At 67.7% G+C, this 23,979-nt stretch carries 24 protein-coding genes; 8 read left to right on the top strand and 16 right to left on the bottom strand.

Annotated features, from left to right (window positions below; translation table 11 throughout):
• Positions 1 to 491: 491 nt before the first annotated feature.
• The 11 genes from AC16DP_RS37745 to sppA form a co-directional block, all read right to left on the bottom strand.
• Positions 492 to 2,201, bottom strand: coding sequence for a 30S ribosomal protein S1 (locus tag AC16DP_RS37745; protein WP_043390918.1), 1,710 nt, complete (start codon positions 2,199 to 2,201; stop codon positions 492 to 494).
• A gap of 362 nt (positions 2,202 to 2,563) precedes the next feature.
• Complete coding sequence (locus AC16DP_RS37750) at positions 2,564 to 3,709, bottom strand: acyl-CoA dehydrogenase family protein (RefSeq protein ID WP_329732323.1); 1,146 nt, start codon at positions 3,707 to 3,709, stop codon at positions 2,564 to 2,566.
• 13 nt (positions 3,710 to 3,722) lie between these two features.
• Positions 3,723 to 4,208, bottom strand: a complete 486-nt coding sequence (locus tag AC16DP_RS37755; RefSeq protein ID WP_329732324.1) for an AgmX/PglI C-terminal domain-containing protein — start codon at positions 4,206 to 4,208, stop codon at positions 3,723 to 3,725.
• A 14-nt stretch (positions 4,209 to 4,222) separates the two neighbouring features.
• Positions 4,223 to 5,365: an acyl-CoA dehydrogenase gene (locus AC16DP_RS37760; RefSeq protein WP_329732325.1), complete on the bottom strand. Its 1,143-nt coding sequence runs from the start codon at positions 5,363 to 5,365 to the stop codon at positions 4,223 to 4,225.
• 158 nt (positions 5,366 to 5,523) lie between these two features.
• On the bottom strand, positions 5,524 to 6,300 hold the full coding sequence (locus tag AC16DP_RS37765; RefSeq protein ID WP_329732326.1) for an enoyl-CoA hydratase/isomerase family protein: 777 nt from the start codon (positions 6,298 to 6,300) through the stop codon (positions 5,524 to 5,526).
• 15 nt (positions 6,301 to 6,315) lie between these two features.
• Positions 6,316 to 7,164 (bottom strand): 3-hydroxyacyl-CoA dehydrogenase family protein, encoded by an 849-nt coding sequence (locus tag AC16DP_RS37770; RefSeq protein ID WP_329732327.1) that lies wholly within the window; start codon positions 7,162 to 7,164, stop codon positions 6,316 to 6,318.
• A 67-nt stretch (positions 7,165 to 7,231) separates the two neighbouring features.
• Entirely contained in the window at positions 7,232 to 7,636 is a 405-nt protein-coding gene (locus tag AC16DP_RS37775) for a hypothetical protein (RefSeq protein ID WP_329732328.1), read from the bottom strand.
• A gap of 4 nt (positions 7,637 to 7,640) precedes the next feature.
• A complete protein-coding gene (locus AC16DP_RS37780; protein WP_329732329.1) occupies positions 7,641 to 8,120 on the bottom strand; it encodes a hypothetical protein in 480 nt (159 codons plus the stop codon).
• Between the two features lie 27 nt (positions 8,121 to 8,147).
• Positions 8,148 to 9,224 (bottom strand): Mrp/NBP35 family ATP-binding protein, encoded by a 1,077-nt coding sequence (locus tag AC16DP_RS37785; RefSeq protein ID WP_329732330.1) that lies wholly within the window; start codon positions 9,222 to 9,224, stop codon positions 8,148 to 8,150.
• Between the two features lie 104 nt (positions 9,225 to 9,328).
• On the bottom strand, positions 9,329 to 10,528 hold the full coding sequence (locus AC16DP_RS37790; RefSeq protein WP_329732331.1) for a TFIIB-type zinc ribbon-containing protein: 1,200 nt from the start codon (positions 10,526 to 10,528) through the stop codon (positions 9,329 to 9,331).
• A 13-nt stretch (positions 10,529 to 10,541) separates the two neighbouring features.
• On the bottom strand, positions 10,542 to 12,248 hold the full coding sequence (sppA, locus tag AC16DP_RS37795; RefSeq protein WP_329732332.1) for a signal peptide peptidase SppA: 1,707 nt from the start codon (positions 12,246 to 12,248) through the stop codon (positions 10,542 to 10,544).
• 81 nt (positions 12,249 to 12,329) lie between these two features.
• Between sppA and AC16DP_RS37800 the strand changes: the two genes are divergently transcribed.
• Positions 12,330 to 12,683: a hypothetical protein gene (locus AC16DP_RS37800; protein ID WP_329732333.1), complete on the top strand. Its 354-nt coding sequence runs from the start codon at positions 12,330 to 12,332 to the stop codon at positions 12,681 to 12,683.
• 19 nt (positions 12,684 to 12,702) lie between these two features.
• Complete coding sequence (locus AC16DP_RS37805) at positions 12,703 to 13,194, top strand: hypothetical protein (RefSeq protein WP_329732334.1); 492 nt, start codon at positions 12,703 to 12,705, stop codon at positions 13,192 to 13,194.
• 212 nt (positions 13,195 to 13,406) lie between these two features.
• Here AC16DP_RS37805 and AC16DP_RS37810 read toward each other — a convergent pair whose 3' ends face one another.
• Together AC16DP_RS37810 and AC16DP_RS37815 are read right to left on the bottom strand one after the other, a co-directional pair.
• The gene (locus tag AC16DP_RS37810; protein ID WP_329732335.1) at positions 13,407 to 13,616 is read right to left on the bottom strand and encodes a hypothetical protein; all 210 of its coding nucleotides are present in this window, start codon (positions 13,614 to 13,616) and stop codon (positions 13,407 to 13,409) included.
• A 277-nt stretch (positions 13,617 to 13,893) separates the two neighbouring features.
• Positions 13,894 to 15,660 (bottom strand): DUF262 domain-containing protein, encoded by a 1,767-nt coding sequence (locus AC16DP_RS37815; RefSeq protein WP_329732336.1) that lies wholly within the window; start codon positions 15,658 to 15,660, stop codon positions 13,894 to 13,896.
• Positions 15,661 to 15,737: 77 nt separating this feature from the next.
• Between AC16DP_RS37815 and AC16DP_RS37820 the strand changes: the two genes are divergently transcribed.
• The 6 genes from AC16DP_RS37820 (at position 15,738) to AC16DP_RS37845 (ending at position 20,225) form a co-directional block, all read left to right on the top strand.
• Positions 15,738 to 15,878, top strand: a complete 141-nt coding sequence (locus AC16DP_RS37820; RefSeq protein ID WP_329732337.1) for a hypothetical protein — start codon at positions 15,738 to 15,740, stop codon at positions 15,876 to 15,878.
• Positions 15,879 to 16,025: 147 nt separating this feature from the next.
• A complete protein-coding gene (locus AC16DP_RS37825) occupies positions 16,026 to 16,838 on the top strand; it encodes a hypothetical protein (protein ID WP_329732338.1) in 813 nt (270 codons plus the stop codon).
• Between the two features lie 116 nt (positions 16,839 to 16,954).
• Complete coding sequence (locus AC16DP_RS37830; RefSeq protein WP_329732339.1) at positions 16,955 to 18,124, top strand: fatty acid desaturase family protein; 1,170 nt, start codon at positions 16,955 to 16,957, stop codon at positions 18,122 to 18,124.
• A complete protein-coding gene (locus tag AC16DP_RS37835; protein WP_329732340.1) occupies positions 18,121 to 18,885 on the top strand; it encodes a hypothetical protein in 765 nt (254 codons plus the stop codon). The genes AC16DP_RS37830 and AC16DP_RS37835 overlap by 4 nt, the downstream gene beginning before the upstream one ends.
• Positions 18,878 to 19,879 carry a type VI immunity family protein gene (locus AC16DP_RS37840; protein WP_329732341.1) on the top strand — a complete coding sequence of 334 codons (1,002 nt, stop codon included), beginning with the start codon at positions 18,878 to 18,880 and terminating at the stop codon, positions 19,877 to 19,879. The genes AC16DP_RS37835 and AC16DP_RS37840 overlap by 8 nt, the downstream gene beginning before the upstream one ends.
• Positions 19,880 to 19,925: 46 nt before the next feature.
• Positions 19,926 to 20,225: a hypothetical protein gene (locus tag AC16DP_RS37845; protein ID WP_329732342.1), complete on the top strand. Its 300-nt coding sequence runs from the start codon at positions 19,926 to 19,928 to the stop codon at positions 20,223 to 20,225.
• Between the two features lie 29 nt (positions 20,226 to 20,254).
• On the opposite strand, the gene AC16DP_RS37850 is transcribed toward AC16DP_RS37845, so the two are convergent.
• The 3 genes from AC16DP_RS37850 to AC16DP_RS37860 are packed head-to-tail and all read right to left on the bottom strand — an operon-like array spanning position 20,255 to position 23,966.
• Positions 20,255 to 21,478, bottom strand: a complete 1,224-nt coding sequence (locus AC16DP_RS37850) for an antibiotic biosynthesis monooxygenase (RefSeq protein ID WP_329732343.1) — start codon at positions 21,476 to 21,478, stop codon at positions 20,255 to 20,257.
• Positions 21,475 to 23,199 (bottom strand): putative ABC exporter domain-containing protein, encoded by a 1,725-nt coding sequence (locus AC16DP_RS37855; protein ID WP_329732344.1) that lies wholly within the window; start codon positions 23,197 to 23,199, stop codon positions 21,475 to 21,477. The genes AC16DP_RS37850 and AC16DP_RS37855 overlap by 4 nt, the downstream gene beginning before the upstream one ends.
• Positions 23,196 to 23,966: an ABC transporter ATP-binding protein gene (locus tag AC16DP_RS37860; RefSeq protein WP_414640783.1), complete on the bottom strand. Its 771-nt coding sequence runs from the start codon at positions 23,964 to 23,966 to the stop codon at positions 23,196 to 23,198. Before AC16DP_RS37860 ends, AC16DP_RS37855 begins: the two co-directional genes overlap by 4 nt.
• Between the last annotated feature and the right edge of the window lie 13 nt (positions 23,967 to 23,979).

The raw sequence follows: 23,979 nt of genomic DNA on the forward strand, positions 1-23,979 counted from the left end.
GGCGAGGCGTTACCCCCGCCTTTGGATACGGCGCTCCTCATCCGAGCGCCGGAGGGACTTCAACCCTCCTGACCAGTGCGCTGCCCAGCGCACACTACGGCCTCTGCTGACTGCTCGCTCCGCCTCTCGGCGTCGCCCTTTCAGGCACGAGGCGAGCTCTCCCCGGGTAAGAACATCGACCTTCACCGCACGAGCGCCGGCTCTACGTCACCTCGCCTTGGTCACCGGAGCTTCGCGGTCTTTGGCCCGCTCGCTCCGCTCGGTGCCGCCTCACAGCCGGTTCCTGTTCGTCGCCCCGCGGCTTCGTTTCCCGCTTCCTTCACACCGGCCTCACGGTCCGATGCTCTGCGGTTCCCTTCGTTCGCGGTGACCTGCTCTCGGGAGGACTTTCACCTCCAAGTCGATGCCCATGCCGGGCGCACCAAAACAAACGGCCGGGCCCCCGAAGGAAGCCCGGCCGCCTTGTGTCCCTCGCGTGAGGGGCGAACTGCCTACTTCTTCAGCTTGCTCGCCATCACGTCGCCGAGGCGGGCCTTGGAGCCCTCGGCCTGGCGGCGGAGGTACTCGCGGTAGTCCTCGCCCTCGCCGATCAGGGCCTTCATCGACAGAGCGACCTTCCGGTCCTGGGTGTTGATGTCGATGATCTTGACCTCGACCTCCTGGCCCTCCTGCACCACGTCACGCGGGTTCTCGACGCGCTCCTCCTTCAGCTCGGAGACGTGCACGAGGCCCTCGATGCCGGGCTCGATCTCCACGAAGGCGCCGAAGTCCGTCACCTTGGTGACCTTGCCCTTCACGCGGCTGCCCACCGGGGTGCGCTCGGACAGGGTGTCCCAGGGATCCGGCTGGAGCTGCTTGATGCCCAGGCTGAAGCGCTCGTTCTCGACGTCGATGTTGAGCACCACCGCCTCGACCTCGTCGCCCTTCTTGAACATCTCGCCCGGGTGCTTGATGCGCTGGGTCCAGGAGATGTCGGACACGTGCACCAGGCCGTCCACGCCCTCCTCGACGCCGACGAACACGCCGAAGTCGGTGACGTTGCGGATCTGACCCTTGATGACGGAGCCGATCGGGTACTTGTCCTCGAGCAGCGTCCAGGGGTTCTGCTCGATCTGCTTCATGCCCAGGGCAATCCGCTTGGCCTTCGGATCGATGTCGAGAACCACGGCCTCGACCTCCTGGCCGACCTCGAGCATCTTGCTGGGGTGCTTGAGGCGCTTGGTCCAGGACATCTCGGACACGTGCACCAGACCCTCGACGCCCTGCTCGATCTCGATGAACGCGCCGTAGTCGGTGATGGAGACCGTCTTGCCGCGCACGCGGGTGCCGACCGGGTACTTCTCGTCGGCGCGGTGCCACGGATCCTCCTGGATCTGCTTGAGGCCCAGGCTGACGCGCTCCTGCGTCGGGTCGAACTTGAGGACGACGACGCGAACCTCGTCACCCACGTTGAACATCTCGCTGGGGTGACCGATGCGGCCCCAGGACATGTCGGTGATGTGGAGGAGGCCGTCGATGCCGCCGAGGTCGATGAAGGCGCCGTAGTCGGTGAGGTTCTTGACCACGCCCTTGAGGACCGCACCCTCCTTGAGGTTCTTGAGGGTCTCCTTCTTCATCTCCTCGCGCTGCTTCTCGAGCAGCACGCGGCGGGAGAGCACGATGTTGCCGCGCTTCTTGTTGAACTTGATGACCTTGAACTCGAATTCCTTCGAGATGTACTGGTCGAGGTTGCGCACCGGGCGGATATCCACCTGGCTGCCGGGGAGGAACGCCTTCACGCCGATGTCGACGGAGAGGCCACCCTTCACGCGGCCCACGATGGTGCCCTTGACGATCTCATCGCGCTCGCAGGCGGCGCTGATCTCGTCCCAGATGCGCATCTTGTCGGCCTTCTCCTTGGAGAGGACGACCATGCCGGTATCGTTCTCGCGGCTCTCCAGGAGGACCTCGACAGGGTCGCCCGCCTTGACGGAGACCTCGCCGCGAGGGCTGGTGAACTCGGAGATCGGAACCTGGCCCTCGGACTTGTAGCCGATGTCGACGATGGCGTAGTCCTTGGTCACCTGCACCACGGTGCCCTTGACGATCTCGCCCTCCTTGAGGATGCCCTCGCCGCCACGCTCCTTGAGCGAGGCCTCGAACATCGCGGCAAAATCCTCGTCGCCAACATCTCCGATCTGCTGGTTCACATTCTGCTGCATGAGATTGGGAGTCCTTCGAAACTGGTACAGCTGCCCCCGGTGGTTGACGGCAGCCACTCGCGGGGAGCTACGAGTGGCCCGCGAGCCCACTCCACAACGGAGTTGACTCGAAGGCGCGCACCCTAGACACCGGTTACACCGGCAGTCAAGCGAGCACGCGGTACTTGTTCACAGTCTTGATAATCCGGCCCGGGTGGGACGGGCACCCCCACCCCACCCGAAACCTCGTCCCGCGGGCCAGGTCGCCAGGCCTGCTGGCGCCTGTCCCCGAGGAGAAGGTGCTACCCCATGGGTAGTCGCGCCATCACCCCACGGCACGGGGTCCCCCGGCAGCGGGGGCCCTCGGCCCGGGGGGCGGGCGTTCAGTCGAGCAGCTTGAACGTCTCGCGGGCGATCACCAGGCGCTGCACCTCGCTGGTGCCCTCGTAGATGGTCTGCACGCGGGCGTCGCGGAAGTAGCGCTCCACGGGGAACTCGTCGATGTAGCCGTAGCCGCCGTGGATCTGCACCGCCTTGTCCACCGCCCGGTTGGACATCTCGCTGGCGTACAGCTTCGCCATGGAGGCCTCGCGGGTGAACGGCTGGCCCTCGTCCTTGAGGAACGCGGCCCGGTACGTCAGCAGCTCGGCCGCCTGGAGCTCCGTGGCCATGTTGGCCAGCATGAAGCGCAGGCCCTGGAACTCGCCAATGGGCTGGCCAAAGGCCTTGCGGTCCTTCGCGTAGCGGATGGAGGCCTCGAGCGCCGCCCGCGCCACGCCGCACGCCTGCGAGGCGATGCCGATGCGCCCACCATCCAGCGCGATCATCGCCAGCTTGAAACCATCCCCCTCCTTGCCCAGGAGGTTCTCCGCGGGGATCTCCATGTCCTCGAAGGTGAGGCTCACGGTGTTGGACGCACGCAGGCCCATCTTGTCCTCGTGCTTGCCGACGATGAGGCCCTTGGTCCCGCCCTCCACGATGAACGCGGAGATGCCCTTGTTCCCCTGCCCGCCCGTGAGGGCCCACACCACCATCACCCCCGCGTAGGCGCCGGAGGTGATCCACTGCTTGCTGCCGTTGATGACCCACTTGTCCCCGCGCCGCACCGCCGTGGTGCGCATGGCGCGCGGATCCGAGCCGGCGTGGGGCTCGGAGAGCGCGAACGAGCCCACCACCGCCTCGCCCGAGGTGATCCGCGTGACGTACTTCTCGCGCTGGGCCTCGGTGCCGAACTTGTGGATGAGCTCGCCACACATGTTGGTGACGGCCATGGCCACCGAGGTGGAGGCGCATGCGGCCGCCATCTCCATCATCGCCAGGGCATAGGAGGTGGTCCCCGCCTCGGCGCCGCCGTACTGGCCGGGGATGTTCACCCCCATGAGCCCCAGGGAGGCCAGCTCCTTGAAGAGCTCGACGGAGAAGAACTCCTCCCTGTCGAACTTGCGGGCCTGGGGCGCTACGCGCTCGCGGGCGAACTTGCGGGCGGTGTCGCGAATGAGCGTCTGCGTCTCGGTGAGCTCGAGGTTCACGGGAGCGGGTGTCCTACTTGATGGCCTTGAGGTTGAACGGGTACTCGATGGGGTACTCGCGCCCATCCGGCGGCGCCGGGAAGTTGATGCCGGTGAGCACACTCACCACGCACTCGTGCAGCCGCGCGTCCTTGATGGTCGTGCCGCTCCTGGCCACCTTGGCGTTGCGCACGAAGCCATCGGGCGAGATGGTGAAGGTCGTCATGATGCGGCCCTCCTCCACCTTGTTGCCCTTGGCCGCGAGCAGCTCCTCGTAGCAGTCCTGCACGTCACGCGCGTAGTACTGCATCACCTCGCGGATGGAGTCCGGGGTGAAGGGCAGCCGGCTGATGTCCGGAGGCGGAGGCCGCACCGGCTCCGCCTTCTTCTTCTCCTGTGCGGGGGCGGCCGCCTCGGGAGCGGTGTCCTTGGCGGACGCGCCCTTCTTCGCGGGCGAGCCCTGCGCGAACGCCAGGCCCGACCCGAGCACCACCACCATCAACAGGGAACGGTTCATCATGAACGGTTGGACTCCTAGTCCTTCAGCAGGTTGGCCGAGATGACGATGCGCTGGATCTCGCTCGTCCCCTCGTAGATTTCCGTGATGCGCGCGTCGCGCACGTGGCGCTCGGCGTCCATCTCCTTGGAGTAACCCATGCCGCCATGCACCTGCAGGGCCTTGTTGGCCACGCGGCTGGCCATCTCGCTGGCGTACAGCTTGGCCATGGCACTCTCGGCCGAGTGGCGCACGCCCTTGTCCTTGAGCAGCGCCGCCCGCAGCACGAGCATCCGGGCCGCGTCGATCTCCGTGGCCATGTCGGCGATCATGAACTGGATGGCCTGGTGCTCGCGGATGGCCTTGCCGAACGTCTTGCGCTCGCCCGAGTAGCGCACCGCCTCCTCGAAGGCCGCGCGGGCGATGCCCAACGCCTGCGACGCGATGCCGATGCGGCCACCGTCCAGCGTGCTCATGGCGATCTTGAAGCCGTCGCCCTCCTTGCCGAGCATGTTCCTGGCCGGCACGCGCATGTCCTCGAAGAACATGCTGCAGGAGTGCGCCGCGCTGATGCCCATCTTCTTGTCCGGCTCGGCGCGGATGAAGCCCGGGGTGTTGGTGGGCACGAGGAACGCGGTGATGCCCTTGTTGCCCGCCTCCTTGTTCGTCATCGTGAAGAGCACGATGGCGTCGGCCTTGGGGCCGTTGGTGATCCAGTTCTTCGAGCCGTTGATGACGTACTCGTCACCCTTGCGCACCGCGACGGTCTTCTGCGAGGCCGCGTCGCTGCCCGCCTCGGGCTCGGTGAGGCCGAAGCAACCCAGCTTCTCGCCCCGGGCGAACGGCGTGAGGAACTCGGCCTTCTGCTCCTCGGTGCCGTACTTCATCACCGGATCGCAGTAGAGCGAGTTGTTCACGCTCATGATGACGCCGTTGGAGGCGCAGCCACGGCTGATCTCCTCCATGGCCACCGCGTAGCAGACGTTGTCCAGGCCCGCGCCGCCGTACTGCTCCGGCACCGCCACGCCCAGCAGCGACAGCTCGGCCAGCTTCTTCACCGAGTCGGCGGGCCACTGGTGCGTCTCGTCCCACTTGCGGGCGTTGGGGATCAGCTCGCGCGCGGCGAACTCGCGGCACATCCGCTGGATCTCGCGCTGGACATCGGTCAGCTCGAAGTTCATGGCACTCCTGGTCGGGAAAGAAGGGCGCGGGGGTACATATACGGGGCCGCGCGCCTGGGAACAGCGATTGCAAGAGGGGCAGGCAAGCACGAGTTGCCGCGCCCATTAGTCTGCCCGAAGGCTCCCCAGAGCAGCCCGGGGAGCCGTCCGCTACCGGACTACTTGCCGGTGAAGCCGGCCGGACGCTTCTCCAGGAAGGCCTTCATGCCCTCCTTCTGGTCCTCCGAGCCGAAGAGCACCGCGAAGCCCTGGCGCTCCAGCTCGTTGGCCGCCCGGAGATCCTGGTCCGCGCCGAACTCGATGACGCGCTTGGCCTGGGAGATGGCCAGTGGGCCGTTCTTGAGCATCTTCCCCGCCACCGCCTTGCAGTGGGCCAGGAGCTGATCCGCCGGGAGCACGTCGAGCACCAGGCCGATCTCCTTGGCCTTGGCCGCGTCCAGGCGCTCACCCGTGAAGACGAGCTCCTTCGCGCGCATCTTGCCCACCACGCGGGTGAGCCGCTGCGTGCCGCCGAAGCCCGGGATGACGCCGAGGCTCACCTCGGGCAGGCCCAGCTTCGCCTTCTCCGAGGCGTAGATGAGATCGCACGCGAGGGCCAGCTCACACCCGCCGCCGAGCGCGAAGCCGTTCACCGCGGCGATGGTGGGGATGGGCAGCTGCTCGAGCGTCTGGAAGGCACGGTGACCCAGGGCGGCGAACTCCCGCGCCTGCGCCGCGCTGATGGACGCCATCTCCGCGATGTCCGCACCGGCCACGAAGGCCTTGTCGCCGCCACCCGTGATGATGAGCGCACGGGCCGTGGCGGGCAGGGACAGGAGCGCGGACTCGAGCTCCTGGAGCGTCTTGCTGTTGAGGGCGTTGAGCGCCTTGGGACGATCGATGGTGAGGATCGCGATCGCGTCCTCGGTCTCCAGCCGGATGTTCTCGTAGGCCATGGGGAAGTCCTCGTCCTAGTACTTGTAGAAACCGCGGCCGCTCTTCTTGCCGTACCAGCCGGCGTCCACGTACTGCCGCAGCAGCGGGCTCGGGCGGTACTTGTCGTCACCCAGGCCCTTGTGGAGCACCTCGGCGATGTAGAGCACCGTGTCCAGGCCGATGAAGTCCGCCAGCTGCAGCGGGCCCATGGGCTGGTTGGTGCCCAGCTTCATCGCCGTGTCGATGTCCTCCGCCGTCCCCAGCCCCTCCTGCAGCGCGAAGCAGGCCTCGTTCAGCATCGGAATCAGGATGCGGTTCACGATGAAGCCCGGGAAGTCCTTGGAGACCACCGTGGTCTTCCCCATCTTCTCCGCCAGCGCCTTCGTCGTCTGGTACGTCGCGTCCGACGTCGCCGCGCCCCGGATCAGCTCCACCAGCTGCATCACCGGCACCGGGTTCATGAAGTGCATGCCGATCACGTTCTCGGGGCGCTTCGTCGCCGCGGCGATCCGCGTGATGGGGATGGACGAGGTGTTCGTGGCCAGGATGCCGCCCGGCTTCACCACGCCGTCCAGCTCCAAGAAGATGCGGCGCTTGAGGTCCTCGTTCTCCGTCACCGCCTCGATGGCGAAGTCCACGTCCTTCACCTCGGTGGCGCTCGTGGCGGTGGCGAGGTTCGTGTTCGCCGCCTCGAGCCGGGCCGCGTCCAGCTTGCCCTTCTCCACCAGCTTCTTCAGGCCCGCCTTGATGCGCTCGGCACCCTTGGCGAGGCCCTCCTTCGAGACATCCACCAGGGTGACCCGCAGGCCAGCCTGCAGCGCCACCTGGGCGATGCCCGACCCCATCTGACCTGCCCCGACGACGATGATGTGCTCCGATGCCATGGCGTTCGAGACCCCTTGCTCGGTAAACGAGGAACCGGGCGCGCTATAGCCCTCGCTCCCCCACCGGTCAACGACTCACGGGGAACCGAAGTGTCCGCTCGGCGCGCTCCTCCTCGTCTCCGAGTGTCAGGCGCTCCACAAGCGGCGGCCTCGAGGGTCCGCTCTCACCTCGGGCGAACACCCACACCTCGTACGTCCCCGCGGGCAACCGCGCCTCCAGGGTGACCAGGCCCGGTGGACCGGACTGGAACGAGCGCGTCTCGCGCTTCACCAGCTCGCCGTCCGCGTTCTTCACCTGGAAGTCGAGCGCCCGGATCTCACTCCAGCCCGGGCCCTCCAACCGCCACGCCAGCTCGCGCTCGGGAGTGTCCGCGCCCTTCCACAGCCACAGGCCCAGCGCCACCAGCAACAGGAGGGGCAGCCGCCTCAGCAGCGGGTGTTGTCTCCAGTTCCGCCGCTCGCCGCCCTCCACGCGCTCACTCCTTCTTCGTCGCGGCCTTCTTGCCGCCTCGGCGCGTGTGCAGCTCGCTGACGGTCACCTTGGCCCGGCCCGGCGTGCCCGTCTCGCCCTGCTCCTGCTCCTCGTGAGGCACCAGGCGGATCTGCGCCTTCACCTCGATGGTCATCCCCGAGACCACCTTGAGCAGCTCGTCGCGCAGCTTCTCCGACTGGAGGAAGCGCCGCAGCTCCTCGGAGACGACCCGGCCCACCTCGTCCTTCGTCTTCTCCGCCTGCCCGAGGATGTAGCCGAGCACTTCCTTGGGCAGCTTCAGCTGGCCAGCCAGCGAGCGGATGCCCTCCTCCGTCATGAAGAGGGCCCCCAGTCCCGCCACCGCCACCTTGCGCACGAACTCGGGCACGAAGCCCGCGCGAGAACCCTCCCGCTCCGGCTCGTCTCCGAGCAACGGATCGAAGTCGTCGTTGTCGTCTTCGGGGGCCTTGCTGCCGGGCGCCATAGGGTCCTCGGGGTTCGCGGGGAGTGACTAGCGTATCACCGGCAGCTTCACCGCCACCCGCATGTTCTCGGTGGACACGCGGCCCGCGATGTTGCGCGCCATCGCCACGAAGGCCTGGGCCTCGGCGCTCTCCGGGTGGCTGATCACCACCGGCACGCCCGCGTCACCCGCCTCGCGGATCTTCAGCTCCAGGGGAATCTCCCCCAGGAACGGGATGCCGAACATCTCCGCCGCCTTGCGGCCGCCGCCCCGGTTGAAGATGGCCGTGGCCTTCGAGCAGTGCGGGCACACGAACTGGCTCATGTTCTCCACGATGCCCAGCACCGGGATGTGCACCTTGTCGAACATCTGCTTGGCGCGCACCACGTCCGCCAGCGCCACGTCCTGCGGCGTCGTCACCAGCACCGCGCCCGACGCCTTCACCGACTGCGACAGCGACAGCGCCACGTCACCCGTGCCCGGCGGCAAGTCCAGCACCAGGTAGTCCAGCTCGCCCCAGCGCACGTCGCGCACCAGCTGCATCAGCGCCCCGTGCAGCATGGGCCCGCGCCAGATGAGCGCCTGATCCGCCTCCACCAGGAAGCCGATCGACATGACCTTCAGGCCGTGCTTCTCCAGCGGCAGCAGCGTCTTGCCATCCGGGCTCACCGGCTTCTCCGTGATGCCCGTCATCAGCGGCACCGAGGGGCCGTAGAAGTCCGCGTCCAGCAGGCCCACCTTCGCGCCCTCGCGCGCCAGCGCCGCCGCCAGGTTCACCGACACCGTGCTCTTGCCCACGCCACCCTTGCCGGCGCCCACCAGGATCACGTTCTTCACCTGCGGGAGGATCGCCTGCCCCCCGGCGTTCGGCGCCGAGCGCACCTGCGCGCCCCACTCGATGTCGAACGTCTTCAGCCCCGGCACCTGCTTGAGCGCCGCCTCGGCGTCCGCCTGGATCTTCCCCTTCATCGGGCAGGCCGGCGTGGTCAGCTCGATCTTGAGCTTCGCCTTGTCTCCGTCCACGCGGACGTCCTTCACCATCCCGGCCTTCACGAGGTCGATGTGCAGCTCGGGATCCATCACCTTCGACATCGCCGCGAGGATGTCGCGCTCGGAAACACTCATCTGTGTACCTGAATCCTTTGAATCCGGGGGGCGCGCCGAAATAGCCAGCGGCCCCCCCGGTGTCAACCTCGTCTAATCCAGCGTCTCCCCGGCCGCACCTCTTCTCATTCGATCGCGGCCACCCGGTACTCGCCTGCCTCCCGGACCAGCCGTACGGCCCGGTCCGTCCCCAGGGGGAACTCCGCCCCCGACGCCGTCACCCGCACGTCCCCCTCCAGGGCGAGCCGCGCCCGGCGTACCCGCTCGGCCGACAGGGGCTCGCGCTTGAAGTCCTCGCGCAGGCGCTCGGGGGTGTAGCGGGCACGCAGGGGATCGCTCAGCAGCGACCAGGCCTTGTTCCAGTGGCCCGCCTCCACCGCGTCCAGGAAGCCCTTCAGGGCCGCCCGGGGCGCGTCCTCGGGTTTCTCCTCGACGACCCGCCAGCCTTCCTTCGCCTGGACCAGCGTGAGGGCCGCGGCTCGCGCCTGGAGCTCCGGGAGGGCCTCGCGCACCTCCTTCGCCCGGGCCTGACGGACCGAGGCGTCCGCGTAGTGCTCCAGGAACGCGGGCCGGGCCTCGGCGGGGGCGCTCGTCAACGCGTAGGCCTCCGCCAGCCGGTTCTCCTCCAACGCCCGGGCGTAGGACGCCGCCACCTCCGAGGGCCCCGGTGTGTGGACACAGCCCGTGGCCGCCCCGGACACGGCCAGGGACAGCGTGGACAGCGCTCCCAGGACCCTGCGCAGCGGGCCTCCCGGTGTGCCCTTCTTCATCGCCGCCCCCGAGACCGAGCCCGGTGGCCGGCACGCACCGCAATACACCTCACCCTCGTACGCATAGGCCTCCGAGACCTGGAGCCCCACCCCGCAGCGCGAGCACTCCATGGCCGCCGTCGCCGGAGCGGAGGGCCGCGCCTGGGGCACCACCCCCGTGGGCGGCGGCCGGGTCTCCGTCACGCCCGCCAGCGCCTCGAAGGCGCCCGCGTCCAACCACACCCCCTCGCACGAGGGGCACACGTCCACGGGACTGGCGCTCGTCACCACCCGCCGCAGGCGCTCGGAGCAGGCCGGGCAACGCACGGGCTCGCTCCGGCACGTGGGGCACACCGCCTCCGCCCGGCCCACCGGGTGCCCCGACCTCCGGCACCTCGAGAAGGTCTGCCCCTTCATGGCCAGGAAGCTCCGCGCCGGGGGCCGATCCGGGAAACGCTCCAGCTCGCCCCGATCGAACCACAGCCCGTGACAGCGCGGGCAGGTGTCGATTTCCACATGGGAGACGCGCAAGGGCCGCAGCGGCTGGTTCTCACAGAGGGGACAGGGGCGCGCCATGCGGGCCGGGAGGTTACTCGAAACGCTCCCCTCCCTTGAACCCCAGCAGGCTCCAGGCCGTTGGACAGAAGGCATAAACCCCCGCCCACGCGTTCCCCAGCAACAGCTTCAGCAGCGAGAAGCCCCGATCCCCTCCCCCATACGTCCGCAGCTCGAAGCGCCCCGCCGGCACCTTCGCCAGCGCCATCGCGTGACGGCACGCCTCCTCGAAGCCCCCCACCTTGTCCACCAGCCCCACCCCCAACGCCCGCGTGCCGCTGTACACCCGCCCCTCTCCCAGCGCGTGGATCTCCGCCGTCGTCCGGCCCCGCGCCTTCGCCACGTGCTCGAGGAAGGCCTGGTACGTCTCCTCCATCTCGAGCTCCATCAGGGCCCGCTCGTGCTCGGTGAAGCCCCGCGAGCTCGAGTAGATGCCCGCCGTCTCTCCCCGCGTTATCAGCGTGCGGTGCACCCCCAGCTTCTCCATCAGCTCCGAGGTGTCGAACTTCCCCGAGAACACACCGATGGAGCCCACCACCGAGTGCTGCGTGGCCCAGATCTCCCTGGCGCCCAGCGCGGCCATGTAGCCGCCGCTCGCCGCCACCTGATCCACGAAGGCGATGACCGGCTTCTTCTTGGCCACCCGCTGCACCGCCTCCAGCATGATCTCCGAGGCCACCGCCGAGCCTCCCGGGCTCGCCACGTACAGCACCACCGCCTTCACCCTCCGGTTGCGCCCCGCCGCGCGCAGCGCCTTCACCACCGTGTCCGAGCCCGCCGTCCGCCCCGGCGTTCCCTTGCCCGGGACGATCATCCCCGACACGGGCACCACCCCCAGCCGCGGCCTCGGACGCAGCGGACGCCACCGCACCGGCGGCCACGGCAGCCGCGCCCGGTACATCGGCATCGGCTCCACGCCCTCGTCGTCCTCGTCCTCCTCCTCCTGCTTCCCGCCCCCGAGCCGCGCGGGCAGATCCGCCTCGTCACACGTCCCGTCGATGAGGCCTCCCGCCATCGCGCGCTTCGCGCTGTAGGGGCCCGCGTCGATCCACGCCCTCACCTCCTCCGGCGTGCGCCGCCTCCCCCGCGCCACGCCGTCCACCAGGTCCACGTACCGCTCGTCCAGGAAGGACTCGAGCGTCTGCCGCTGGATGTCCGACACGTGCGCGTGCGTGAAGAGCTCCGGCGCCGTCTTGTACGCGCCCCGCCGCAAGAAGTGCGCCTTGATGCCAATCCGGCCCAGGCCCTCGCCCAGCGCGGTGGCCTCCGCGGCGAAGCCCACCAGATCCAACCGGCCCGCCGGGGACAGCAGCACCTCGTCCGCCGCGCACATCACCTGGTAGCCCACGTTGTCCACGCTCACCGCCCACGCCACCACCCGCTTGCCCGCCGCCCGGAAGTCCCCGAGCAGCTTCTCCAGCACCTCCCGCTTGGCCGGCGGCACCTCCAGGTCCTCCAGCACCAGGAGGATGCCCTTCACCTTCTCATCCTTCGCCAGCAGCTCCAGCGCCTCGCGGAAGGACTCCAGCGACGTCACCGTGGCGGGCTCGGGACGGCCCTGCCCTCCCAGGCCCAGGGGCAGGCGGGAACGCCGGGGCCGCTCCCGGTAGGGGGGATCCCCCGCCAGCCGGAAGCGCACATAGGCCGGCCGGCTCCGGGCCCCCAACAGGCGGAACGGGAGACCCAACAGCACCCTCAACAGCACCAGCAGGTTGATCAGGGGAATGACGAGGAAGCGCACGGGTCTGGCGCCTAATGGAGCGCCGGGGGGGAAGCAAGCCCTGTTCTACGCACCTGTCAGGTCGTGGTAGGCTGCGCCGCCATGCGCCTCCCCCTCTTCTCGCGTCTGCTGGCCGTCCTCGTGCTCGTCACTGGCGGCGCCGCCCTCGCCCAGCGGCGGCAGCTGCAGAGCTTCCAGGGCGAAGAAATGACCCAGGAGGAGCGTGACACCGCCCGCTCCCGCCCCAAGTACAACATCAACTCGTACAACCGGGACATCCAGATCAAGGAAGAGCCCATCCCCTGGAAGGCCATCGGCCTGGGCGTCATCGCGATGCTCGTGGCCGCGCCCTTCGCGTATCGCGCGTACCGGGGCACCACCAAGGAGATGTCCGAGGCCAACACGTTCGGCGTCGCCAGCTCCCGCGGCGAGGTCGCCGAAGACGAGCAGGCGTAGCCTCCCGCGAGGGCCTTCCATGAAGCGTGCCCCGTCCCCCCTGTCCCTGGTGCTCGCCGGCTGCCTGTCCCTGGGAGCCCTCCTGAGCGCCTCCGCCGCGTCCAAGCCCAAGGCGAAGGCCGCCGAGGCCAAGGGTGGCCCTGGCCTGCCCGCGCCGGACTACCTCCCCGAGGATGCCCGCGCCCTGCTGCGCAAGAAGATGGCCCGCCACGGGCAGGACGCGCGCGATCTGATGTTCAGCGTGACGCTGCTCCGCTACGACGTGGCGCGCGCCACCGCCGAGCGCATCGCCGCCGAGCCCCGGATCGATCGTCCCCAGGCAGGCTCCGAGGACGAGCCCGCCGCCTTCCTGCCCGAGCGCTTCTTCGTCCTCCAGGACGAGGTGCGCAGGCGGGCCCAGGCCGTCGCCGCCGCCGCCGGGAAGAAGGACGACGCGGCGCTCTCCGAGAGCTACGGCCTGCTCGTGCAGACGTGCGTCTCCTGTCACTCGGTGTACCTGAAGCGCGAGTAGGTACGCACTGCGCGGTACCCTATGACCAGCCCGCCGCCCCGCTGGAGAGCCCCATTCCGCCTATACTTTCCTCAACTAGCACCAAACGCGTCGAGGGCCCTTTTCTGGTGGAGATGGTGGTTCCGCTGCCCCCGAGCGGAGGTGACCTGGCCTCCCTCTGGGCGAGCGGAACTTTTCAGGTCACCCGTTTCGACCCTTTTGCGCGTTTGGTGCTAGCGCTCAACGTGCGCTTCAATGGCTCGCTCGATCTGCTCGGCAATATCTTCGCCAGTTTGAATGGCTAGTTCATGCCCTTCAGGAGTGTAGTCAAGCGGTGTCCTCACGTCCGCAAGAGGCATGAGTTTGCGAATAATGCCTTTCAGAACGCTCGCCTTACGGCCATGGGGGATGTGGTCTGGGATCGTGATCGTGATCTTCGTCATGTCTTTTACTTTGCGGCGTTCGATGGCCTGCCGAGTGGCACGCTGCTAGACATTTTAAAGTGCCTGTTCCGGTAGAGACCGTCCCTGCCCGATTGCTCCTCGGGCGAGGATGCAGGTCTGCCTACTACCGGAACAGACACTTAGCCCATATGCGCACAAACAAGGCTATGGCCAACACTCGGTGTCCTGCGTCTGCATTACATGAACCATTGGAAACGCGAGTACCCGCGAGTACCACGGTGCTATGGCCTCTCGCGATCATCGCCATGGGGACTCTTCAGTTGGTGTTTCCTGCAGATGGCTGCATTGGTGTCAGACGCCAGAGAGAGGTGAGCTTCGCGAGCAACCTCTTCTGCCGTGCCTCCACTACAGCAGGCGTCCAGGTAGATTCATGGAGAACCTCACTGGTCAACACGAATGGCGATCCACCGCTTTTCGCGGTTGCCAGATATTTGGCCTTTTTGGGCGTGAACTCCAAGTTGGATGCTTCGCTGTTCTTCCTGCGTGAGAGCAGCGCGAGATTGCCGAGCCGGTGCACAAACGCCGAACGCTGAGCGTCGTTGAACAACGTTCTCCACTGACTATTCGACGGTGGATTTCGTGGGAGCACATGCTCGACAGTGATCACCGGGTAGTCGTATGAGGCCGAGCCGTCGGACAGCGTTTGATCAAGCCGAAGGAGTACATAGAGCCGGATCCGCTGTTCTTCATACAAGTTACCATCGAGGATACTTAATATCCTGGTCTGCTCATCCGCAGTGAATTGCAGAGGAGAGGTATCGGCGTACAGATCGTCACCGCGCTCCATTGCCTCAAGCAGTTGACCATAGCGTCGGATGCGATCGTTGATGTTGTTCCGAAGGAACATCATCCCAGCGGCGAGGCGCTCAAGGTCACGTAGGAAGCGAAGTACTGCAGCAGATTCCTTGAAAGGCGACGGCTCAGCCCGGCGGTATGCGGCGAGACATCGGAGCGCCGGAGGAATCCAGTCGACGTTTTCGATACCTACTCGCTCACCATTCCCCAGCATCCAGCTCAGCAGTTGGTTGATCTCGTCAGCGTGCTCGCTGCTCGTGAAGCTGGCTGTCAACAGGTCCTCGTACGCTTCGGCCATTGGCAGCAACTCGCTGTCGATGAGCTTGGCTGGATCTGGGTACTTAGTGACAACAACCTCGCGAAATTCCTTGAGCACGGTGCCCTTGAGCTTTGTTCGTGCATGGATCATTCGGATGTGGGCAAACAGATCGTTGAACGCAGTGCGCCCCAGGCGGTTTTCGTGCGCCTCCCACTTCTTCGCGAACGTCGGCCTGTCATCGGTCGGGATGCCGCCAACAATCTCGGCTTTGAGAATGTCTGCGTGCGAAAGATCCAGCCCGCGATCGTTAAGCACCGAGAAGATCCGGTAAGCAGCATCGAGGTCTGGTGTGGACACCACGACGAGGAAGCACCGGGTCAGGAGGTAACGAGTCAGCCGCAGCCGGGCATCGTCGCTGAGCTTCTTGGCTGAATCATAGAGCGCGAGTGTGTTAGCGCGGATCCTTCGTTGCGTCTCAAGCTTGAGGACTTTTGGGTCGAGGGATGCAACTTTGTCGATACCCCCAGGGCGTTGAACATACTCCTGAAAGAAATCTCGATCATCGTCCCGTACACGAAGCCGGAAGCTCTCAGCGAGCCCGGTAAATTCATCACCAGGCTGATACAAGAAGCGATCGAGCTTTGATGCTTGGCTCTGTGGAAAAAGGGAACGAAGAACAGACAGTAGGATCGTTAGCGTGGTAAGCCGCTGCTGACCATCAACCACGTAGGACGCAGGACGCTCATCCTTGATGAGCACGATGCTACCAAGAAAGTAAGGTGCGATGTAGTCGAGTTGTTCGGTGCCCTCGCCAAGTGCAGCGCGCAGGTCTTCGAACAATGCGACCGCATGCTCAAGTTCCCAGGAATAGGGGCGCTGGTACTCTGGAATCTGAAACAGAAACTTTTCGTTGAAAACATCCTCGATGGGTAACTGGCGCCCCTCGATGGTGATCCTGAACTTCTGCATAACAGGCTCTCCCAAGAAACGAAAATTGGTCGCACTCCGTCCCGAATCTTAGCACTTGTGATGAACAGAGTCGCCTGTTGGACGTTGTAAAACGCGCCCGTCTCTTCCTGCAGCGCTTCTACGAGCGCGCCTTCCGATTCCTCGCCGGAGCCAAGGCCCTCGAGTCCACCCGGGACGCACACGAGTTGGGGCGCACCGCCCTCGGCCTGTCACCCTGAAGGCGGACCGCGCTGTCGGGTGCTCGACGCGGCCGGGCCGGAGTGTGCTCTGGAGCGCACGCACCGGCCCTTCCGGGTGGGTGTCCTCCCTGGCACCAGCTGCTGATCGTGCCGAGCCTGGGTTGGCCGCTCTCTCGTGGAGGCACCATGGGCACCCGGTCCGCGCTTCTCGCTTCATCCACTCCTGGAGCTCCTGGCACCCCGTGGACACCGCCCCTGCTGCTCGCCGGTCTCGTGAGCGCGGGGCTCGGGGTGCTGCGGAACCTGTGGTGGGCCGTGAAGTGCTTCGCGCGGGGGCTCGGCGGGCTCCTCACGGGCAGGTTCTCCACGGGCGGCCACGCGCTGCGCCGGGGCGTGTTGAAGCTGCTCGTCCAGATTCCCCTCGACGTCCTGCTGAGCCTGGGAGGCCGGGTGCTGAGCGGCATCCAGACGCTCCTCGGCCTCGAGCCCGTGGGCGGCCGGCTCGCTCCGAGGCAGATCGCCGAGCTGCGCAAGGTGTTCGGGGACAGCATCGACTACGAGCGGGTCCGCCTCAAGGTGGGCAGGCTCGGGCTGCTCTCGCTGGCCGGCCGCCCCTTCGTGCTCGGCCATACCCTCTACGTGCCTCGGGACGTGCCCCGGACGGACTCCGCCGCGCTCCAGCTCCCCATGCATCTGCTCGTCCAGGAGATGGGCCACGTCTGGCAGTACCAGGCGGGGGGCACCGACCACGTCTGCGAGACGCTCTGGAGCCAGTGGTTCGGCGAGGGCTCGGACTGGCGCACGGCCCTGGACGCGGGCCAGAGCTGGGGCGAGCTGGATCCCGAGCAGCAGGTCCGGCTCCTCAAGGTGGCCTACGCCCGCTCGGGCTACTTCGAGGCCCCCGGCCAGCGGTTCGTCGACGAGGACACGGGCGTGGACTACACCGGGCAGCTCGCGCGGGCCCTCGAGCAACTGCGGATGAGGAAGGGAGCGCCCTGACGGCTCGCCTCCCCGCCCGGACGCCGGGCGAACCCGTGAGATTGTTGCTTCGGCTCCGTACCCTGCGATGCTAGACGGCCCACCGGGCACGTCTCTCCAGGAGCCAGCAAGACCTCATGAATACGGCACTCGCCATGCGCGTGGAGGAACCTCCGCGCTCCGCCTTCCCGGGCCTCGACATCGATGAAGAGGCCTTCGCGCGGGACCTGCAGGCCCTGCGCACGGAGATGGAGTCCTCCCTCGGTCCCGAGGACCTCGCGCACTTCCGGAAGATCGAGCGCTGGGGCCGGGTGTGCTCGGCGCTCGGTTATGCGACGGCGTGGCTGGCACCCAATCCCCTCTCGGCGCTGCTGATCGCGCAGGGCAACACGGCGCGCTGGACGATGATGGCGCACCACGTGACGCACCGGGGTTACGACCGGGTGCCCGGCATGCCCGAGCACCGCACCGGGCGTGCGTTCGCCTCGGGGTGGCGCCGCTTCCTGGACTGGCCGGATTGGATCCACCCCGACGCGTGGCGGCACGAGCACAACGCGCTGCACCACGGGCGCACGGGCGAGACGGCGGATCCGGATCTGGTGGAGGAGAACACCGGGTTCCTGCGGAGCTCCTCCATGCCCCTGCTGGCGAAGTACGCGGTCGTGGCCTTCTTCGCCTGCACCTGGAAGCTGACGTACTACGCGCCCAACACCTTCCTGGAGTGGCGGCGGGCCGAGCGGCGGCGCGCGGGCGAGAAGGACGATGGGAGCACCCCGCGCCTGATCACGGCCTTCAACCCGCTCACCGCGGATGGCCGGGCGTTCTGGTGGACGTGCATCCTGCCCTACGTGGGCCTGCGCTTCGTGCTGCTGCCCGCCCTGTTCGCGCCGCTCGGGGCGTGGGCCGCGCTCAGCGTGCTGGCCAACAGCGTGCTCGCCGAGCTGCTCACGAACATCCAGAGCTTCGTGCTGATCGCGCCCAACCACGCGGGCGATGACCTCTACCGGTTCCACGATAAAGCGAAGAACAACGCGGAGTTCTGCGTCCGGCAGGTGATCGGCTCGGTGAACTACGCCACCGGGAGCGATGGGGTCGACTTCCTCCACGGCTGGCTCAACTACCAGATCGAGCACCACATCTGGCCCAGCCTGCCCATGAGCAAGTACCAGCAGGTGCAGCCCCGGGTGAAGGCGCTCTGCGAGAAGCACGGCGTGCCCTACGTGCAGGAGAGCGTCTTCCGCCGCGTGAAGAAGCTCGTGGACATCATGGTGGGACGTAACTCGATGCGCACGGTGCCCACCCGGTGACACCGGGACGGAGCCTGGGCCTCGTGGTGTGGGCCGTGCTGCTGGCCGGATGTGCCACGCAACGTTCCATGGGGCCGCCTCCGCGAGGCGCCTACGCTCAATCCGTGGACTCGGCGACACGGGGCTGCTTGAACAATCCGGCCTGCTACACCACCGCGCCGGGTGAAGAGGCCCTCATCCCGTGGCTGTCTCGCGCCCTGGAAGCGGCCCGGCTTCTCGTCACCCTCAAGGAGGTCCTCGACGAGGCCGATCTGCGCCTCATCGAGACAATCCTCGTCGAGTGCGCGAAGGAGGCGGACTTCCAGGTCAACGAGCGGGAGTATGGCGAGGGCAAATACCCGGACGACGCCGAGTGCGACAGGGTGGTCGGCCATGACGAGAAGCAGAACAAGATAACGCGGGCCATGGAGCTCGGGACGATGAAGCACGAGGTCGCCTTCGCCTGCGTACGGTTGCGGCTCCTCACCCGGTTCCCGGAAAACATCTCGATAGAACCCCGCTATGTGCCTGGCCCGTCACCAGGGCAATACGTGCTGACCGACCACGGGACGGGCTCGCTCAGACCAGACATCGTCCTGCACTTCGCGCGCAACCCCACCAGGGTTCAATGCGTCTACGACTTCAAGTTTCCCTGCACGCTCACCAGCAAGAGCAATCCCTTCTCTGGCAAGGTACGTACACAACTCGAATCGTACGATGCACTGGGCGGTAACTGCCCCTCAGCCATCGTGACGCCCCAGCTTGGACTCAACCATGAATGAGCACTATCCCCGCATCCGCCGATACGGACCCACGCGGCAGGGGGAGCGATTGCTCATCCGCGAGGTTGTTCAATTCACCTTCTACCTTCCTCACGACCACCACGACCTGGCCGTGGGGGTCGCGCGTGCCCTCGATGCCTACCAACGTGCGGTCGGCGTAGGTCCTGAGGCCATCAGCTACTGGGAGGACACTTCTAGCGAAACCTCCCATTCCATCGTGGAGAAGGGATGGCAGGCCATCCACGAATGTCTGCACCCCGGAACCCGCCGCATCTTCTTGGATGACTTCGGAGAGGAGACAGAGTTCTTCCGAAGAAATACCAAGCAAGGCTACGAGGTTTTCTTCAATCTGACCGGCGCCCCTTCGTTCGAGTACAACGGATACGGCTTCACGTATTGCGCCCGCCTGCCGTGGCGTTCTCCTCCGGAAGGCAGCGTCAGCGTGCTGCGGGCCACTCTTCCCACGGAGTACCTCGAGCAGCACGGCCCGGGACGGGTGAGGGAACTGGTCCTGGAAATGGCCTCTTCCCTGCGCTTCTCCACCGGCCATGCCGGCCTCGCTTTCGAACTCCTGGGCTCGCGCCGCCGCCTCCTGCCCGAAATCCGCACCGAGCTCTTCCGCTACCCGGGGGTGGACGCGTCCCACGTCGGAGTCCTCCTCTGCCGGCAGGGCACGCACGTGGAGGGTGTGCACTGGCTCAACTTCCTGGGCCAGCCCGTGCTCGGCGCGCTGGAGGGCGTGGCGGGCCTGCGTACCCGGCTCCACTCTCCTGGAACCACCGTGCAGGAGATGGAAGGCGAGCGCGCGCTGGTGACGCTCGGGCAGTGGCCAGAAGCCGGGGACATGGAACAGGGCCGCGACCTCCCCGCCTACCGCGAGCTCGCGCGCGTGCTGGAACCCTGGTCGGTCCCGTTCTCCCCGGGCTTCGTCAACTCCTGGAGGGGCTACACGGAAGAGGAAGTCCGGCGGTGGTGGCGCCGATTCCTCGACTGAGCCACACGGACGGGCTCCCGGCCTCGCTTCCGGTTACTGTCCCCTCATGTCCGGCCCCCGACCGAAGACGTGCGCCGCATGCGTCCGTGTTATCGTCGCCAACGAGGTGTACTACCGCTTCTCCCTCGTCCTGCAGGGTGAGCAGGACGTGCTCGGCCCCTCCGGTGGCGGCAGCTCCGAGGACGAGCTCGCCGCGCTCGTGAAGCAGCTCGAGGAGGGCCAGGAGTCCGCCCAGGAGCTGGAGGAACAGGTCCACTGGGAGCGCAGCGGCGTCGTGTGCTCGGCATGCCGCTCGGTGGTGGTGCGCACCCTGTCCGCGCCCCCCGAGGCCGCCGGGCCGCATTGAACGGCAGCCCGTGAGCCCTGGCGCTCAGCTCATCGCGGAGTGCCCTTGCGAGCCCTGGCCCTTCCCGTCTTCTGGGTGCCCTGCGGCCCCGTGCTGGAGGTGAAGGGCTCGATCAGCCCGACGATGTTTCCCTCCGGGTCCTTCATCATGGCGAAGTTGTAGCCGTCGACGGTGACGGGCTCCACGTAGGTGCTGCCGCCAAGCTTCCCGGCCTGCTCGAGCGTGGCCTTCAGGTCCTCCACGAGCAGGTAGAAGTTGCGGCCCGGCTCGAAGCCCGGCACCGACGGGTCCGCCTGCCCGATGCCTCCGAGCAGCGGCTGGGGCTCCCCGGGGAAGCGGATGTAGGCGAAGTTGCCGGTGCCGAACTGGTAGTTCCACCCGAAGAGCGAGCGGTAGAAGTCGAGCAGCGGCCCCTGCTTGTTGGCGATGATCTCGAACATCACCGAGGGGTGCTTGTTGGTGGGCGCCTGCTGGACCGCCGCCCGCGTGGGCCCGGCGGGCGGCACCTGGTTCCAGTAGCTCACCGTGAGCTGATCCGAGTCCTTCCGGCGCAGGCCCAGGCCCTCGTAGGCCTCGGGGCTGTCCGGCCGGGTCCAGGTGAGCGCGTAGCTCTCCATCCGAGGATCCGTCCCGTCCGGCAGGGGCTTGATGGTGAGCGTGCCCGTGAAGAAGGGCGGTTGCGAGATGGGCGTGCCCGGATTCCAGATGCGCACGTCGTACTGGCCGGGCAGGCCGCTCCGGTTCCTCCCCTTCTTCTCGGCGATCTCGATGCCCGTCTTGCCGTTGATGCCGTGCCCCGACACGCTCCAGCTGCCCTCGAGCCGGCCGGGCTCGATGCGATAGAGGGCCACTCCGTTCACCCGCGGCGGCTCGCGGGTGAAGCCCGCCTGGAGCTCCAGGAACTGGACCTGGATGAAGGGCTTGCCCGGGGTGTTCGATGGCCCGAGGAACAGAGCGCCGTGCTCCTTCACGAAGCGGGTGAAGCGAGGGCCATTCACGTGATCCAGGAAGGCCTGCGTGTTCGCATAGGTCTCGACGAACACCACCTCCTGGGGAACGGAGGCCGGCAGCGAGGGGGGCAGCCCCCGCTCATCCACGACGGGAGTGTGGACGCGGTACATGAGCGTCCCGGGCTCGTTCGCGCGCACCTCCTCGGCGAGTCTCTCGAGGGCACGCACGCCCTCCTTCTCGCGGCCCTTCCGGAAGATCCACTTCGAGATCAGATGCACGGGAGCGTCTTGGGACGTCTTCATGAGTTCTTCCCCTCCGTCGAGACATCGAGCCTATCGAAGGCGTATCCCAGGCCCACCACGCCAAATGCCACCTCGGCCACGAGCACCGCCGCCGCGGAGGCCCCCGCGAAGGGCAGTGCCCACACGCCCAGGTCCAGCAGCCACTCCAGACCGAAACCCACCCCGGCCGCGAGCAATGCCGCGGGCAACATTCCCACCAGCAGCACCAGCAGGGTCCCCCCCAGCGTCAGCAACCGCTGCCCGAGTGCCTCCAGGCCCCGCACCCGCTCGCCCTCGGGCGGCAGCCACGCCGGAAACAGCACCACCGTCGCGTTCTGCACGAACAGCCCCCCGAGCGACACCGCCGGCAGCACCCACAGCGCCCCCAGTCCCGCCGCCACCCACAGCGCCGTGTACGTACCTCCCTGCCACACCGCCATCGCCATCGCCAGCACGACGAGCCCCGCCTGCGCCACCCCGAGCAGCAGCGCCGGCGCGGCGAGCTCCGCCGCCACCACCTGCCTCCCCGTGAGCGGCAACGCCCGGAGCTGCTCCAGCCTCGGCAGATCCATCCGCAGATCGAACCGCAGCGCGGACGGCCCGAAGAAGCACAGCACCCCCGCCAGCCCCGCGCACAGCGGCGCCATGAACAGGCGCACGTTGTCGAGCGCCTCGGACAGGCCCCGGCCCGAGGCCACCGCCGCCACCAGGCCGCCCACCAGCCCCGCGGCGAGCAGCCGCCCCGCCCCACCCAGCCGCCGCCCGGCGATGAGGTTCTTCCAGAGGATCGCCACCTCCGGCCGGCCCGTGGGCGCGAGCTCGAAGTACGCGGGGCGCATCCGCGGGAGCGTGGCATGGCCGCCCCCCCGCGAGAGCTGCTCCCGGAGCCGGGCCCGCTCCTCGGCCCTCACCACCGCCGCCTCCTCGAAGGCCACCGCCGCCCGCATCACCCACACGTAGTGCACGGCGAACAGGCCCAGCCCGAGCGGCAGTGTCCTCAGGAAGCTCCCCACGTCCGGCGCGAGCGGCAGGGCCACCAGCAACCGTCCCGGCCCCAGGGCCGGCGAGTCCATCAACGAGGCCAGCAACGCATGGAGCTCCCGGGCGTTCTTCAGCTCGGTGGGCAACGGGTGCTCGCGCAGCGCGGACAGCGCGGCGATGAACATCAACGCGCTCGCGGCGGTGAGGGCCGCCCAGCGCAGCGCCGTCCCCGCCCCTCCATACCGGGCGAGCCGCGTCCGCACGAAGGAAGCCGCCGTCACGTGCAGGTGCACCGTGGACAGCGTCACGGTGGCGCCCAGGAAGAAGAGGACGGGGTGCCCGTTCATCACGCGGCTCACGAAGAGGGTGGCCACGAAGGCGCCCATGGCCGCGCCCACCAGGCCTCGCGCGAGCTTGTAGTGCAGCAGCCCCCGCCGCGACACGGGCGCGGGGAAGAACTGCTGCACCTCCGTCTCGTTGAAGGACAGCGAGGGCCGGTCCGGTCCCAGCGCCCAGGCGGACAGCACCGTGCTCAGCATCGCGACCGCGAGCATGAACTGGCTGAAGAGCTGCGCCCCGGGAGGCACCGGGTCCTCCTGTCCCGCGAAGCTCAACCGCCGCAGGAACACGGAGTACACGTACAGCCCGCCCACCACCGCGCCCACCAGGTACTTCGGCTGGCGCAGGCGCTGCAACTGGCGCAGCACCCGGTTGCGTGCCGAGGCCACCCACAGGAACGTCACCGCACGCGGAAAGCTCACGGCGCCTCCCGATCCGGCCGCGGCTCGGGGGACGCGCTCGTGATCCGGATGAAGAGCTCCTCCAGCGACGCCGCCGAGCCATCCGGCCCACTGAGCTGCGCGCGGATGTCCGCCAGCGTCCCGAGCGCCACCGCGCGCCCCCCGGCGATGACGAGGATGCGGTGGCACAGCTCCTCCACCAGCGGCAGCAGGTGCGAGGAGAGCACCAGCGCCGTCCCCGCCTCCGCCCGCTGGCGCAGAGACGCCTTCATGCGCCGGATGGCCAGGGGATCCAGGCCCGTGAGCGGCTCGTCGAGGATGATGAGCCGCGGCGAGTGCAGGAAGCCGCAGGCGATGGACAGCTTCTGCTTCATCCCGCGCGACAGCTCCCCGGGCAGGGCCTTCTCCTTGCCGGCCAGCTCCATCTCGTCCAGCAGCGCCCGCGCCCGCTCCTCCCAGTCCGCCACCCCGTACAGCCGGGCCACGAAGTTCAGGTGCTCCCAGACGGTGAGGTACTCGAAGAGGCGCGGCTCGTCCGGAAGGAACGCCAGGGCGTGCTTGGCCTGGACCGGCTCGCCCGCCAGGTCATGCCCCGCCACCCGCACGCGCCCGCTGGAGGGCGGCAGGATGCCCGCCAGGCAGCGCAGCGTGGTCGTCTTCCCCGCCCCGTTGGGTCCCACCAGCCCGAGCACCTCGCCCGGAGCGACCTGGAAGGTCAGCCCCTGCACGGCCCTCACGTCGCCGTAGGTCTTCTCCAGCCCTTCCACATCCAGCACCGGCGCCCTCATCCCGGCATCGCTC

Source organism: Archangium sp., from assembly GCF_057119385.1.